General features: G+C 72.5%; 14 protein-coding genes. 6 read left to right on the top strand and 8 right to left on the bottom strand.

Annotated elements, in window-relative coordinates; translation table 11 throughout:
• The first annotated feature begins 60 nt into the window (after positions 1-60).
• Both ACIBBA_RS07905 and ACIBBA_RS07900 read left to right on the top strand, forming a co-directional pair.
• Entirely contained in the window at positions 61-1,293 is a 1,233-nt protein-coding gene (locus ACIBBA_RS07905) for a serine hydrolase domain-containing protein (RefSeq protein ID WP_396694870.1), read from the top strand.
• Between the two features lie 84 nt (positions 1,294-1,377).
• Complete coding sequence (locus tag ACIBBA_RS07900; RefSeq protein ID WP_396694868.1) at positions 1,378-2,019, top strand: NAD(P)-dependent oxidoreductase; 642 nt, start codon at positions 1,378-1,380, stop codon at positions 2,017-2,019.
• 9 nt (positions 2,020-2,028) lie between these two features.
• On the opposite strand, the gene ACIBBA_RS07895 is transcribed toward ACIBBA_RS07900, so the two are convergent.
• Together ACIBBA_RS07895 and ACIBBA_RS07890 are read right to left on the bottom strand one after the other, a co-directional pair.
• Entirely contained in the window at positions 2,029-2,493 is a 465-nt protein-coding gene (locus ACIBBA_RS07895) for a PPOX class F420-dependent oxidoreductase (RefSeq protein ID WP_396694866.1), read from the bottom strand.
• A 50-nt stretch (positions 2,494-2,543) separates the two neighbouring features.
• The gene (locus tag ACIBBA_RS07890; protein ID WP_396694864.1) at positions 2,544-3,185 is read right to left on the bottom strand and encodes a DUF6642 family protein; all 642 of its coding nucleotides are present in this window, start codon (positions 3,183-3,185) and stop codon (positions 2,544-2,546) included.
• A 306-nt stretch (positions 3,186-3,491) separates the two neighbouring features.
• Between ACIBBA_RS07890 and ACIBBA_RS07885 the strand changes: the two genes are divergently transcribed.
• Positions 3,492-4,268: a D-Ala-D-Ala carboxypeptidase family metallohydrolase gene (locus tag ACIBBA_RS07885; RefSeq protein WP_396694862.1), complete on the top strand. Its 777-nt coding sequence runs from the start codon at positions 3,492-3,494 to the stop codon at positions 4,266-4,268.
• 97 nt (positions 4,269-4,365) lie between these two features.
• Here the strand turns inward: ACIBBA_RS07885 and ACIBBA_RS07880 are convergent, their stop codons facing one another.
• From ACIBBA_RS07880 to ACIBBA_RS07865, 4 genes are all read right to left on the bottom strand, one after another.
• Positions 4,366-4,776 (bottom strand): hypothetical protein, encoded by a 411-nt coding sequence (locus ACIBBA_RS07880; RefSeq protein ID WP_396694860.1) that lies wholly within the window; start codon positions 4,774-4,776, stop codon positions 4,366-4,368.
• Between the two features lie 87 nt (positions 4,777-4,863).
• On the bottom strand, positions 4,864-6,288 hold the full coding sequence (locus tag ACIBBA_RS07875; RefSeq protein WP_396694858.1) for an ATP-binding protein: 1,425 nt from the start codon (positions 6,286-6,288) through the stop codon (positions 4,864-4,866).
• An 85-nt stretch (positions 6,289-6,373) separates the two neighbouring features.
• A complete protein-coding gene (locus ACIBBA_RS07870; protein ID WP_396695196.1) occupies positions 6,374-7,153 on the bottom strand; it encodes a response regulator in 780 nt (259 codons plus the stop codon).
• A complete protein-coding gene (locus tag ACIBBA_RS07865) occupies positions 7,132-8,382 on the bottom strand; it encodes a sensor histidine kinase (RefSeq protein ID WP_396694856.1) in 1,251 nt (416 codons plus the stop codon). Before ACIBBA_RS07865 ends, ACIBBA_RS07870 begins: the two co-directional genes overlap by 22 nt.
• 133 nt (positions 8,383-8,515) lie before the next feature.
• On the opposite strand from ACIBBA_RS07865, the gene ACIBBA_RS07860 reads away from it, so the two are divergent.
• From ACIBBA_RS07860 to ACIBBA_RS07850, 3 genes are read left to right on the top strand one after another with little or no spacing between them, the layout of a single operon-like run.
• A complete protein-coding gene (locus tag ACIBBA_RS07860) occupies positions 8,516-9,409 on the top strand; it encodes an ABC transporter ATP-binding protein (RefSeq protein WP_396694854.1) in 894 nt (297 codons plus the stop codon).
• Positions 9,406-10,200, top strand: a complete 795-nt coding sequence (locus ACIBBA_RS07855; RefSeq protein ID WP_396694851.1) for an ABC transporter permease — start codon at positions 9,406-9,408, stop codon at positions 10,198-10,200. The genes ACIBBA_RS07860 and ACIBBA_RS07855 overlap by 4 nt, the downstream gene beginning before the upstream one ends.
• A gap of 2 nt (positions 10,201-10,202) precedes the next feature.
• Complete coding sequence (locus tag ACIBBA_RS07850; protein WP_396694849.1) at positions 10,203-10,946, top strand: hypothetical protein; 744 nt, start codon at positions 10,203-10,205, stop codon at positions 10,944-10,946.
• Positions 10,947-11,091: 145 nt separating this feature from the next.
• On the opposite strand, the gene ACIBBA_RS07845 is transcribed toward ACIBBA_RS07850, so the two are convergent.
• Both ACIBBA_RS07845 and ACIBBA_RS07840 read right to left on the bottom strand, forming a co-directional pair.
• On the bottom strand, positions 11,092-12,123 hold the full coding sequence (locus tag ACIBBA_RS07845) for a hypothetical protein (RefSeq protein ID WP_396694847.1): 1,032 nt from the start codon (positions 12,121-12,123) through the stop codon (positions 11,092-11,094).
• Between the two features lie 177 nt (positions 12,124-12,300).
• Positions 12,301-14,421, bottom strand: coding sequence for a hypothetical protein (locus ACIBBA_RS07840; protein ID WP_396695194.1), 2,121 nt, complete (start codon positions 14,419-14,421; stop codon positions 12,301-12,303).
• Positions 14,422-14,483 lie beyond the last annotated feature (62 nt).

The raw sequence follows: 14,483 nt of genomic DNA, 5'->3' as shown, positions 1-14,483 counted from the left end.
GGGCACCGCCGACGCGATGGCCCTTCCGGTACCGGCGAACCGGCGAGTAGGTTCGGCGACGTGAGTGTGGCGCGGAGCATCGACCCGGACCAGATCGGCTTCGACCCGGCGCGGCTGGCGCGGATCGACGAGCACTTCGGCAGGTACGTCGACGAGGGCCGGCTCGCCGGCTGGCAGGCGGTGGTCACCCGGCGGGGCGAGGTGGCGCACTCCACGACGTACGGGCTGCGGGACGTCGAGGCCGGCGTCGCGGTGGAGCCGGACACCCTCTGGCGGATCTACTCGATGACCAAGCCGATCACCTCGGTCGCGGCGATGATGCTGTGGGAGGAGGGCCGCTTCGAGCTGACCGACGAGATCAGCCGCTGGTTGCCCGAGTTCGCCGACCTGCGGGTCTACGCCAAGGGTTCGACGCTCAAGCCGTACACCGTGCCGGCGGTCGAGCCGATCCGGGTCTGGCACCTGCTCACCCACACCTCCGGCCTGACCTACGGCTTCATGCAGACCTCGGTGGTCGACGGCCTCTACCGGGCCGCCGGTTACGACCTCTACCCGCCGGCGGACGTCGACCTGGCCACCGCCTCCCGGGCGTTCGGCGAGCTGCCGCTGCTCTTCCAGCCCGGCACCGCCTGGGGCTACTCGGTCGCCACCGACGTGCTGGGCCGGCTGATCGAGGTCGTCTCCGGGCAGAGCCTGGACGCCTTCTTCGCCGACCGGATCTTCCGCCCGCTCGGTATGACCGACACCCACTGGTGGGTCGAGGGTGACGCCGCCGACCGGCTCGCGGCCCTCTACGCGCCCGATCCGCGCACCGGCCGCGCCTTCCGTTACGACAAGCTGGGCGCGCTGGCGTACGAGAAGCCGGTCCTGCACTCCGGCGGCGGTGGCCTGATCTCCAGCGCCGCCGACTACCACCGGTTCACGCAGCTGCTGCTGCGCGGCGGCGAGCTGGACGGGGTGCGGCTGCTCGGGCCGCGCACCGTGCGCTTCATGACCCGCAACCACCTGCCCGGCGGGCAGGACCTGGGCACCCTCTCCACCGGCGGTTTCGCCGAGACCACCCTCGACGGGATCGGCTTCGGGCTGGGCTTCGCGGTGGTCGACGACCCGATCCCCAGCCGGGTGCCGAGCAGCGTCGGCGAGTACTACTGGGGCGGGGTGGCCAGCACCGCGTTCTGGGTCGACCCGGCGGAGGAGATCACCGCGCTCTTCTTCACCCAGCTCATGCCGTCCAGCACCTACCCGATCCGACCGCAGCTGCGCCAGCTGGTCTACTCCGCGCTGGTCGACTGACCGCCCGGTTCTTCGGGTAACGGCACACGCCGGCCGGGCCGGTCAATAGCCTGAGGGCGGGGCTACGTCCGGCGGGAGGCGATCATGAGCAACATCGTCGTGTTCGGCGCGGGTGGCACCGCGGGATCCCGGGTCGCCGCCGAGGCGATCGACCGGGGGCATCGGGTGACCGGGGCGGTGCGCCGTCCGGAGGCCACCTCGTACCTGCCGACCGGTGTCCAGGTCGTCACGGGGGACGCCACCAGCGAGCGGAGCGTACGCGAGCTGGCCCCGGCGGCGGACGTCTTCGTGGTGGCGATCGGCGGGGGCGAGCGGGAGCTGTGGCGCGACGCGGCCGAGACGCTGGTCGGCACGCTGCGCCAGCTGCCCGATCCGCCGCGGATCATCCACCTCGGCGGTGGGTCGACCCTGCTCACCCCGAAGGGGACGCCCTACCTCGACGAGCCGGACTTCCCGGCCGAGTACCGCGCCTCGGCCCAGGGGCAGGCCGACGCCCTCGACTACTACCGCACCTGCGCGGACGGGGTCACCTGGACGTACGTCTCGCCGCCGCCGCTGGAGTTCCATCCGGGCGAGCGGACCGGGCAGTACCGCACCGGCACCGACCAGCCGGTCACCGACGACCAGGGCCGCTCGGTGCTCACCTACGAGGACCTCGCGGTGGCGATCGTCGACGAGATCGAGAACCCGCGGCACGAGAACACCCGTTTCACCGCCGCGTACTGACGGCGGAGGTTAGTCGGCGAGGCGGGCCGGGAAGCCGCCGGTGGCGATCGGCCCCCAGTTGTCGATGGTGACCCGGATCAGCGACTTGCCCTGCCGGCGCATCGCCGCGCGGTACTCGTCCCAGTCCGGGTGCTCGCCGGAGATGCAGCGGAAGTACTCGACCAGCGGTTCGAGCGCCTCCGGCAGGTCGAGCACCTCGGCGGTGCCGTCGATCTGTACCCAGGGCCCGTTCCAGTCGTCGGAGAGCACGCAGGCCGACACCCGCGGGTCGCGGCGGATGTTGGCCACCTTGGCCCGCTCGGGATAGGTGGAGACCACCAGCCGGCCGGCGGTGTCGACCCCGGCGGCTACCGGCGACGACTGCGGTCGCCCGTCCGCCCGGGTGGTCATCAGGAGCACCTTGTGCCGGGGCCGGAGGAACTCGACCAGGGCGTCCCGGTCGACCTTCGTGTTTGTCGCGATGCTGGGGGCCACGGATCGTTTCTACCAGGGCATCCGGCCGGGCCGTGGCGCGGTGCCCCGGGTCAGCGGGGATGGTGGGCGCGACGGTCGGCGGCGGACTGGGCGGGCACCCGGGGTCGGCCGGTCGGGCGCCAGGCACGGCCGTTGGCGTAGATCACCCGGAAGCCGAGGTACGACGCGAGCGGCGCCCAGTGCGCCGAGCCCATCCGCAGTTCGGCCGCGTTGTGCCGATGCCCGTTGGCGAGCACGTCGAGCAGCACGGTTTCGAACGCGGCCGATTCGACCCAGTCGACTTCGCGGGTGAAACCGCAGATCAGGGCCGCTCCGGTGATGTCCAGGAATTCGCGCAACGCGGCGTCGGAGGCGCGCAGCACCGAACAGCTGCCGAAGTAGAGCCGCCGCCCCTCGCAGCGGCCCGCCATCAGTTCGGCGACGTCGGCGAGTTCGACCGAGTGCCAGTCGGTGAGGCGGAGCCGGCTCGGTTCGCCGTGCATGGCGAAGAAGCCGACCCGGTGGTCGGCGTACTGCTTGAGCAGCCAGCGGTCCAGGAAGTAGAAGAGCTCGTCACGGGTGGCCGCGTCCTTGTGGATGAACCGGATCTTGCCGAGTCGTTCGAGCAGTTCGAGCGTGGGCAGCACGGAGCCGCGTTCGTTCAGGTCGCGGTGCCACTGCCCCTCGACGCAGAAGACGCCTCCCCGGGCCACGTCCACCTCCGCCAGTCCATCAACCGGCGCTGACGTTACCGGGTGGCCGAGGCGGGAGAACATCACCCTCGGTGGGGCACGGCGCGACGTTCGGTGCGGTTTTGCGCTTTTCTGCCGCCGTACGACGGGATTGGCTGTTTCGCAAATCAGCCGAATTCACAGTCACTACCCAGGAACCGCGAATCATGAGGACGATTCTCGTTAATCGCCACCAACCCGAACGATGAGTGTCAGGGTGGAAATCACGGGACGCGCGGTCGATGTCCCGAAGCCCACCCCAATCGCTCTCCTATCGGGAGGACTTCTGTGCGCGTAAACACCCTGAAGCGGGCTGCCGTCGCCTTCGCCCTGGCTCTGCCGGGCGCCGCGATCGCCACGGTGGTCGCCGCGCCAGCAGCCCACGCCGACGGCTGCTACACCTGGAATCGCAACCTCTACCAGGGGCGATCCGGCAGCGACGTTCGGCAATTGCAGATCCGGATCGCCGGTTGGGCCGGCTACCGCGACATCGTGGAGAACGACGGCATCTTCGGACCGAAGACCGCCGCCGCGGTCCGGCGCTTCCAGCAGGCCTACGGCCTGCGGGCGGACGGCGTCGCGGGCCCACAGACCTACGGCAAGCTCTACGAACTCCAGGACAACGACTGCACGCCACGGCACTTCAGCTTCACCGAACTCGACGACGGCTGCGGGCGCAGCGGGTGGAGCGGCGGCCCGCGCCCGGCCGCCGAGACTCGGGAGAACGCGCTGCGCAACATGTGGAAACTGGAGGCGCTGCGGCGCAGCCTCGGCGACAAGCCGCTCAACATCAGCAGCGGCTTCCGCAGCGAGACCTGCAACAACCGGGTTGGCGGCGCGTCGGACAGCCAGCACCTCTACGGCAACGCCGCCGACGTGACCTCACGTAACTCGTCGCTCTGCCAGGTGGCCCGGGCGGCGCGCAACCACGGCTTCAGCGGCATCTACGGGCCGGGCTACCCGGACCACGACGACCACGTGCACGTGGACTCGCGGCGGGAGAACAACAGGGACAACAGCTCCAACACGACGAGCTGGTCGGCACCGGACTGCGGGGTCCGCTGAGCGGTCACCGGTACCGACGCCGGCCCGGCGCGGGTGGGGAACCCCGCGTCGGGCCGGCGTCGTCCTGCCCCGGGAAGGCTGGCGGCCGTACCTCCGCTCAGCTCGCCCGGGGCCAGCGCGGCGCGGGGGCGGGGGGAACCACCGGCCGGCCGGTGCCCGCGGCGTGCACCACCGGGCGTACGCCGGGCGGCACCGCCCGGGCGGCCTGACCGGTGGCGGTGAACGGGAAGGGCACGTGCACGAACGGGTTGCCGTGCCGGATCAGCGCCTCGATCTGGCGGTCGTTGAGCCCGTGCGCGCTCAGCACCCGCCGGCCCCAGCGGTGCAGGCGGCACGGATATGTGGCCCCGTCGTTGCGGCACAGCGGCCCGGTCGGCCACTCCTCCGCGGTGTGCACGACCACCGCCCGGACCGCGAGCCGGACGTCCTCGGGGGTCAGCGGCGCCGGCACCGGCACCTCACCCAGTACCTGATCGATGGGATCCGTCGACTGCTCACCAACTCGCACGGCAGACCTCCCGCAACTCGGCAGCGGCGCGGCGGGCCCGCCGCACCACATCCTCGGGCAGTGGTACGGCCGCCGCCGACCAGAGGTTCAATCCGGGTACCCAGCGAGCAGGTCTTCCGGTGACAGCCCCTGGACACCGTCGGTGGCCAGGCCGGCGCGGGACACCGCGATCGGCACGACATCGTCGTCCCCACCTGGCAGGCGCGACCGGTGCTGCAGCAGACGTCCCAGGTCGTGTGCGTCGAAGGGCCGGTTCTCCAACCACTTGATCGAGCCGACAAAGGTGATCCGTTTAGCGACCGGCCCGCGATCCGCACCCACGAGATCGATCTCCGGATCGTTGGTCCGGGTCCAGTAGCCACCCACCTCTGCGGTGCCGTCAGGAAGTCGGCCCGGGGACAGTCGGCGCAGGGCCTCCCGCACCACCGGCTCGATGGCGCGCCCGCGCCAGCTCGTCCAGGCGGACGTGATCCGGGCCAGCGTCACATCGCCACGGCCCCGCTCGACCTCGGGGAGGTAGGGCCCAAGGAAGGAGAGCCAGAACCGCAGATAGGGGTCAGCGACGGAGTATCTGGTCTCCCGGGAGGGCTTGGTCGACAACGGCAGGCTGACCTCGACCATCCGCTTTGCCGCCAGGAGCCGCAGTGCCCGGGTGAGAGACACCGCAGGCAGGTCGCCGGCCGCCCGGGCGATCAGCGAGAAGGTCCGCTCACCGGACCCGATCGCTCTCAGCACCAGCCCCGCCTGGGACTGTGGCGGGAACTCCGCGGCCAACGCCCGCTCGCCGCTGACGATCAGGGCGGAGGTCGGGTCGGCGACGGCACCGCTGAGGTAGTCATGCAGGGTGGCGCCGGAAGGCCACTCGTCGAGGATCAGCGGCAGCCCACCGGAGACCAGGTATGCGTCGAACGCCTCTGCCGCAGAAAGGTCGAGCATGCTTCGGACGTCTGCCGGGCTCAGCGGCGGAACGACCATCTCTGTGGCGCGCTGGTGGAACGGCCGGCCGTAGTCGTTCAACGCCTCCATCATCGCCAGGTCCGACCCGACGCAGATGAGGAGGACCGGACGGCGGGACAACTCCCGGTCGAACACCTTCTGCAGGGTCCCCTCGAACCCCGGATCGGTGCCGATCAGGTACGGCATCTCGTCCAGGACGACGACGCTGGGTCGGTCGGTGGGCAGCGCTGCAGCGAGCAGGGTGAGCGCTGCGTCCCAGGTCTGCGGAGTCTGTCCATGGAAGAGGTGAGCCCCGGGAAGGCTCGACCCGACCGCCGCCTCGACGAACAGCGCGAGGTCGGCGGCAACCGTGGGTTGCGCCGAGGCGGTGAAGAACACGTGCGGAACAGCGGCCCGCTCGACGAACTCCTCGACCAGCCGCGACTTGCCCACCCGGCGTCGTCCACGCATCAGCAGGGCACGGCCCGGACGCCCAGCGCGGCCGCCACGCCGTACCCGCCCCAGCATGGCGTCGAGTTGGGTCAGTTCACGGCCGCGCCCCACGAAACCGTCCATACCGCCATCCTCGACACTACCAAAAATGGAACAACCAAGAATGAGTGTAACCCGTTCGAGGGGGTGACGGCTGAGATGGGACGGGTCAGGCCAGGCCGGCGTCGTGCACCAGCAGGGCCACCTGCACCCGGTTGTTGAGATCGAGCCGGGTCAGCAGCCGGGAGACGTACGCCTTGACGGTCGCCACGCTCATGTACAGCTCGGCGGCGATCTCCGCGTTGGTCCGGCCCTGGCCGAGCGCCACCGCGACCTCCCGCTCGCGCTCGCTCAGCCCGGCCAACCGGCGCAGCGCCCGGTCCCGGCGTGGGTCGGGCCCGGCGGCAGTGGGCGCGGCACCGGTGACGTGCGCGATCAGGGTACGGGTGACCACCGGCGAGAGGGTCGCCTCGCCCGCGGCCACCCGGCGCACCGCCTGCACGATCTCGGCCGGCGGGGTGTCCTTGAGCAGGAAGCCCGCCGCGCCGGCGCGCAACGCCCGCAGTACCTGCTCGTCGGCGTGGAAGGTGGTCAGCACCAGCACCTCGGGTGGCTGCGGCAGCGCGCGGAGCGTCTCGGTCGCGGCCAGACCGTCGAGCCTCGGCATCCGGATGTCCATCAGCACCACGTCCGGTCGGGTGGCGGCGACCGCGGCTGGTACCTCGCCGCCGTCGGCGGCCTCCCCCACCACCCGCAGGTCCGGCACCCCGCCGAGGATCATGGACAGCCCGGCCCGGACCAGCGGGTCGTCGTCGACGATCAGCACCCGTACCGGCTCGCCGCCCGGCGCGGGCTCGTTCGGCGCCCCGCCGCCGGAACCCGCCGGGCCGGCCGCGAACGACTCCGAGCCGGCCACCCCCGGCCCGGTCACGCCGGCCACGGCAGCCAGGCGGCGAGCCGGAAGTCGCCCCGGTCGTCGCGCCCGTGCTCGAGCCGGCCGCCGGCCAGGGTGACCCGCTCGGTGATGCCGACCAGCCCGGTGCCGGCGCCGGGCAGCTCGGGGGCGTTCACCCCGCCCACCGGCCACCGGTTGCGGATCTCCACGGTGAGCCCGTCACTCGGCCCACCGGCCAGGTTGACCGTCACCACCGCGCCGGGGGCGTGCTTGCGGGCGTTGGTCAGCCCCTCCTGCACGATCCGGTACGCGCTGCGCCCGACCGCGGCCGGCACCGACGCCCGCGCGGCCACCAGGTCGCTCGCATTGACCCGGACCCCGGCGGCCCGTGACTCCTCGATCAACGCCGGCAGGTCACCCAGGGTGGGCTGCGGGCGCTGCGGATCCTCCTCGTCGGCGGTCTCCGCGCGCAGCACCCCGATCACCTCGCGCAGGTCCTGCAACGCCGCGTGCGCGCTTCCCCTGATCACCCCGGCGGCCTTCGCCACCTCCTCGGCCGGCGCGTCCGGGCGGAACTCCAGTGCGCCGGCGTGCAGGCTGAGCAGGGAGATCCGGTGCGCCAGCACGTCGTGCATCTCCCGGGCGATCCGGGTGCGCTCCAACTGGCGGGCCTGCGCCACGCGCAACTGCTGCTCCGTTTCGGCCCGCTCGGCGCGCTCGCGCAGCGACACCACCAACTGCCGGCGGGCCCGGACGAACATCCCCCAGGCCAGCACCGTCCCGGCGATCACCACGCCCCAGACCGTGACCGCCCAGTACGACATGTCCGGATCCGGGCGGAGGTAGCCGAAGGCGAAGTTGGTGACGAGCCCGGCCGCGCTGATCGCCAACGCGACCGCCGTGCGCCGGTGCACCACCACCGTGAAGTAGAAGATCAGCAGCGGGATCGCGGCGGCGAGGGAGAACGCGGTCAGCGGCAGGCTGGCCACCGCCAGCCCGAGCGGCCAGCGCCGGCGGAACCAGAGCAGCCCGCAGCAGACCAGCCCGAGCAGCGCGTCCGCCACGATCATCCAGCCGTATGGCAGCCGGGTGGCGAGCGTCGGGTGCGGGGTGAGGGCGTCCGCCGTGCTGTACAGGACCCAGCTGAGGGAGAGCAAGAAGGCGAAGCTGTCCACGATCCAGTCGCGGGTGGTGCGCCGCGGGTGGGCCCGGGACCGGGCGGTCGGCACGACGAGCGCCCCGGGCAGCAGCCACGGGTGTTCCGGCACGACGGCGCTGGTCACCCGCCCATGCTAGGCACCGGCGCCGCCCGGCGACCAGCGACCAAAGTCGAGATCCGGGCGTCGACCAAGGTCGCTGCGGTCACCGACCGCCGGCCGCAGCGGACGGCCGGCCGGCGCGGGCAGGCTCGACGGCATGATCAGCGTGGAGCATCTGAGCAAACGGTACGGCCGGCACTCGGCCGTCGACGACGTGTCGTTCCGCTGTGAGCCGGGCACGGTCACCGGGTTCCTCGGGCCGAACGGCGCCGGCAAGTCCACCACCCTGCGGATGATCTGCGGGCTCACCCCACCCACCGCCGGCGGAGCCACCGTCGACGGGCGGCCCTACCGGCAGTTGGCCAACCCGGGGCGGGAGGTGGGCGTGCTGCTGGACGCCTCGGCCCAGCACGCCGGGCGCACCGGAGGGGAGGCGCTGGCCGTGGCGGCGTACACGATGGGGGTGGACCGGCGGGAGGTCGGCGCGAAGCTCGAGCAGGTCGGGCTGGACGCGGCCGCGGCGAAGCGGCGGGTCCGGGCGTACTCGCTGGGCATGCGGCAGCGCCTCGGTCTGGCGCTGGCGCTGCTGGGCGACCCGCGGGTGCTGATCCTCGACGAGCCGGCCAACGGGCTGGACCCGGAGGGGATCTTCTGGATGCGCGGTCTGCTGCGCGACTTCGCCGACCGGGGCGGCACGGTGCTGCTCTCCTCCCACCTGCTGCGCGAGGTGGAGGCGGTCGCGGACCGGCTGGTGGTCATCGGGGGCGGCCGGATCGTGGCCCAGGGCGACAAGACCGAGCTGCTCGCCGGCGGCGGCACGATGGTGCGCGCCCGGGACGTCGCGGCGCTGCGCCGGGCCCTGGACGCCGCCGGCCTCGCCGTCACCGACGCCGCCGACGGGCTGGTGGTCCGCGCGGACGGCGAGGCCGTCGGGCAGGCCGCCGTGGACGCCGGGGTGGCGTTGACCGAGTTGCGCCCGGCCGGCGGCGGGCTGGAGCAGCTCTTCCTCACCCTCACCGCCGCCGAGTCGACCAGGGAGGCCGACAAGTGACCACCACGACCGCACCCACCGCCAGCGCCGTCGCTCCGCAGCGCCGTCCCGGCCTACGACGACCGTCGCTGCTCCGGCTGACCGGGGTGGAGCTGCGCAAGCTCACCGACACCCGGGCCGGGCTCTGGCTGCTGATCACCATCGGGCTCACCACCGCCGCCATCGTCGTCCTGCAGCTCATCTACGCGAACGAGGCGGACCACACGTTCGTGAACTTCTTCGTGCCGTCGATGCTGCCGGTGGGGGTGCTGCTGCCCGTGCTGGGCATCCTCTCCATCACCAGCGAATGGTCGCAGCGCACCGCGCTCAGCACGTACGCGCTAGTGCCCCGCCGGGAGCGGGTGGTCGCGGCGAAGCTGGCCGCGGTCGTGGTGGCGGCGCTCGCCTCGGTGCTGGCCAGCCTGGCGGTGGCCGCCGCCGGCACGCTGGTCGCCGGCGCCATCGGCGACGGTGGCGGCTGGCGGTTCGACGAGTCGCTGCTGCTCAACGCCGTGGTCTTCCAGGTCGCGAACGTGCTGATGGGCGCCGGTTTCGGGCTGCTGCTGCTCAACACCCCGCTCGCCGTGGTGAGCTACCTGCTGCTGCCCACCGTGTGGTCGATCCTCGGCGAGCTGGTTCCGGGGCTGCGCGGGCCGGCCGGCTGGCTGGACACCGGCCGGACCATGGAGCCGCTCTTCACCGGGGAGCTGACCGCCGGGCAGTGGGGCCGACTGGGGGTGTCGTTGCTGGTCTGGCTGGCCGTGCCGGTGCTCGCCGGGCTGGTCCGGACGCTGCGCCGCGAGGTGGCCTGACCATGCTCGGCGCCCCTGGATCGCGCAGCACCGTCACCGGCGGGGCGGCCGAGCTGGCCGTCATGTGGGGTGGGTTCCCGCTGCTCGGCGCGGGAGCGGGCTGGTTGCTCGCCGCGGCGGCCGGCTGGATCGCCGCGCTGCCCTGGGCGCCGGTGCAGGGGCTGTTCGAGGCGCTGTCCCGGCTGCCGCAGCCGCAGGTGACGATCGGCGCCGCGGCGCTGGGCGCGCTCGCCGGCGGGTTGCTCGCCACGGCCGGCACCGCCGAACGGCTCACCGTCACCGTGCAGAACGAGCGGGTCGGGTTGCGCCGCGACGGCCGGCGGCAGGACGTGGCCCGGCGCGAGGTCCGCGTCGTCTTCGCCGACGACCGGGACCTGGTGCTGCTCGACGCGGACGGCGGCGAGCTGGTCCGGGAGCGTTCGGAGCTGGACCGGGACCGGCTGCGGTCGGCGTTTCGGGCGCACGGCTGGCCGTGGGCGGACGAGGACCCGCACCGGGCGGCGTACCGGCTGTGGGTGACCGGGCTGCCCGGGCTGCCGGTGGGGGCCGACGCGCTGCTGCGCGCCCGGCAGGACGCCCTGACCCGGGACCGCAAGGACGACGTGCGGGAGATTCGCCGGGAGCTGGGTCGGATCGGTGTGGTGGTGCGCGACGAGGGGCACCGGCAGTACTGGCGGCTGACCGGGCGGGCCGTCCTGCCCGGGGCGGAGCCGGCCTCGACCGAGCCGGAGGTCGACCGTCGGTAGCTCGCCGGCCGCGCATGCCTCAGGTCGGACGGACCGTTGGCCGGGGGCGACACTCGACGAGCCAGATACCGCAGAGTCATATCTATGCCGCTGAGGTATCTGGCTCGTGCCGGCCAGAACCGACGGCACCGCCCTGGCCTCGGTGTCAGCTGATGGGCCGGGCCGGTCGAGTCGCCTGGGCGGGAGCGGCAGCCAGCGCCGGCAGCCAGGCCAGCAGCAGCCCCATCCCTAGCCCCACGAGCAGCCCGGCCAGCGAGATCAGGATGTCGGAGTCGGCGGCGTGGATCGGGCTGTTGCCGGCGAGCGCGGTGAACGGCGCCCCGACCCGCAGGATGATCATGAAGATGCCGACGAGGAGCAGCATCGCCATAGGGCCGATCAGCGCCGCGACCGCGGCCAGCGCGTGCCGCCCCCAGGCCGGGCGACCGCCCGGCCAGCCCCAGGCCAGCAGGGTCACCCCGGTGAGCAGCACGGCGCCGAGGGTCACCTCGGGCAGCGACCGCGGACCGGGCGGGACGGCGCGGACCAGCCCGATGCCGAGCACCGTGACCGCGCCCAGCCCGACGGCGAGCCAGCCCCGGGCCCGGGTCACGCCCGGCGCCGCCGCCAGCGCACAGCCGATGGTCAGTGCGGCCAGCAGCGCCGCGGTGGCGAAGGCCGCCGGATGCAACTCCGGCTCCCGGTCGGTCGGCGACTCGATACCGGCGGCCACCATGGTCGACATCCCGGCCACGCAGGCCGCGACGATCAACGCCCGCTGCCACGCGGGATCGGCGGGCTGGCCGACGCCCCCGGGATTCCTGCGCTCCACGAGGGCCAGCAGGGTGGCCAGCGCGGCGAGCAGCCCGCAGCCGGCGGCGGCGAGCAGCACGGTCGATTCGGCGCCGGTCGGATCGCTCCGGTCGAGCGCCAGGTCGGCGGCGACCCACCCGCCGCCGAGCAGCACGGCCGGCGCGCTCCACCGGCGGTCGCCCCGCCCGGCGAGCACCAGACCGAGGACCACCCCGAGGATCGCGACGAAGCGCAGGTCGCGAGCCCAGTAGGTGTTGTTGCCCGGCAGCGTCTCCGACCAGGGTCCGATCGGCTCGGTGAGCGGTTGCAGCACGGTCAGGTTGACCGCCCAGAGCACGGCGGCGGCTGCGGCGAGGAACAGCCCGACCGGGCGCGCGGATCGCATCCGCGCACGGTAGCCGCAGCATGGCCCGGTGGCGACCCCGACGGTGTGAGCGGCCCGACGGGAACCGGCCGCAGCGCCGACGGCCAACCGTCGCGACCGGCCGGTGGCGGGAGCTGATACGGCGGGCGGGCCCGCACCGGTGATCCGGTACGGGCCCGCCGTCGGCCGCCGTGGCGGCTACTTGTTGCCGGTGTTGCTGACCCGGAACGTGTAGTCCGCGTCGAGGAAGGTCAGGTCGCCGGTCGGCAGGTTGGAGATCAGGACGGCGAAGTCGTCCTGGTTGCCGTTGGCGCACCTGGTCTTCAGGTTGCTGGCGGTGAACTGGTCCCCGGTGGACCGGTAGACCCAGTTGCCCGCGCCGTCGGTGGTCTCCCCCGCCGTGGTGGTGCCGGGCGTGAGGTCACAGTGGGCGACCACCTGGACGGTCCAGTTGTTGTCCTGGGTGCCGGTGGTGGTGAACCAGTCACCGGTCGCCGAGGAGAGGGCGGCATCGGCGCCGTTGACCCGCACGTCGTCGACGAACCAGCCGGTGTCCAGGTAGGCGGCGTCGGTGGAGTAGCGGAACCGGACGTCGGTGGCGCCCGCGGGCACGGCGGCGGTGAGGTGCACGTAGACCGGGTCGTCCACGAAGTACGTGCCGCCGGAGGTGCCGGTCAGACCGTTGCCCTCGGTGTTGTTGCCGTGCGGGTTGTCATCGGTGGTGACGGTCCGCCCGGCGTCGTCGCGCAGCGGCACGGTGACCCAGTCGCCGCCGACCAGCGCCTCGACGAAGCCGTAGTCCCAGCCCTCCTCGATGAAGTTCCAGCTCCAGAAGTCCAGCGAGGTGACCGGGCCGGTGGTGTCGGCGTCGAGGATGTTGTCGGACTGGCTCTCGTAGCCGGCGTACCAGTGGGTGGTGCCGGTGTGCGGGGCGATCGTCGTCTCGTCCTCGCCGTCGAAGGCGAGCGCGACGGTCGGGCCCGGGTTGCGGAACCGCTCGACCGACATGCCGAACGGGACAGCGGTGGTGTCCGGCCGGTTCTTCAGCCGGGCCCACTTCGCCTCCGGGGTGGCTCCCTGGTAGCTGCCCCGGCCCGCCCAGAAGGAACCGTCGGCGATGTCGATAGTCCAAGACGTGTCGGCCGGATCGCCGAAGTTGAACGCCTTGATGTCGTAGACCGGCGAGTCCTCGTCGTCCAGGTAGACCGCCACCGACCAGTCCCGGAACAGCGCCTCGGCGCTGCGCAGGTTGGCACCCGTCGCCGCGTTGAAGGTGTTGATGGCGTTCTGCACGCCGGTCATGCCGTCGGCCTGCTCTTCGAAGATGGTCTTGATGAGCAGGTCACCGCCGGCGGCGTCGTACTGCTTGTCCGGGGTGTAGGTGCCGTCGCCGTTGCCGCCGGCCTGCTCCCACAGGTACTGGAAGTAGGTGAACGCGGCGCCGTAGTTGGCCAGCGTGCCACCCCAGCGGGTCAGCGAGGTCTCCTCGTAGAAGACCTGGTGGTTGGTGAGGTGCGAGCCGCCGGCGTCCAGGCCGTTGAGGAAGATGGCGAAATCCGCGAGCCCCTCGTCGACCCAGGAGAGCTCGCCGGGGTCGCTGTAATTGTGCAGCAGGTGCTCCAGCTCGTGGGCAACCGTGCCCTCGTACAGCTCGGGGCGGTCGTTGGCCGGGTCGGCGTCACGCCACGGCGAGTCGTTCGGCCCGACCCGGTTGGCCCAGTCGAGGGCGTCGACCACGATGACGTTCATGCCGTTGCTGTCGATGAAGTCCGGGGCGAAGTAGCCGGCGGTGTACGAGGTCTGCGCGCAGTCGTAGTACGCCTCGTCCTGGATGTTGTAGAGGACCATCACCAGCGAGTCGCTGGCCGGCTCGTCCGGGTCGGCCGCGTCCATCAGGCCGAAGTGCTCCTCGTCCACGGCGACGATCTGCCCGGCGAGCTTGTCGCCGACGTAGTCGATCTGCGCCTGGGTGAGGGCGAACTGCGCGGCCGTGGCGGTGGCGCAGGGGGCGAACCCGTCGCCCGGGTTGTGGTCGAACTGCGGGTCCAGGCTGGCCACCCCGGCCGGCGCGGAGCCGTCCAGCGGGGTGCCCTCCGGCACGTAGATGTAGACCGGGGTGCCGTCGGGGGTGGTGTTGGCGTACACCCGGGTGAAGTCCTGGTTGTACGTCCCACCCGCCGCGCTGTCGTTGATCGGCAGCGTGATGGTCGGCTCTCCGGGAAGGTTCAAGTGGTCGTCCGCCTGTGCCGGGGCCGAGACCGTGAAGGCGAGCGCGGTCACGCCCACCACCGTGGCCGCGATCCGGCTAGCTCGTCTCATTCGCACGCGGCTGCCTCCTGCCTATGAGGCTGGACGGATCGGGCCGCCCAGTCGTCGATGTA

It is taken from the genome of Micromonospora sp. NPDC051006 (assembly GCF_044456245.1).
Taxonomy (GTDB): Bacteria; Actinomycetota; Actinomycetes; order Mycobacteriales; family Micromonosporaceae; genus Micromonospora.
This window is presented reverse-complemented; position numbering and strand designations above follow the sequence as displayed.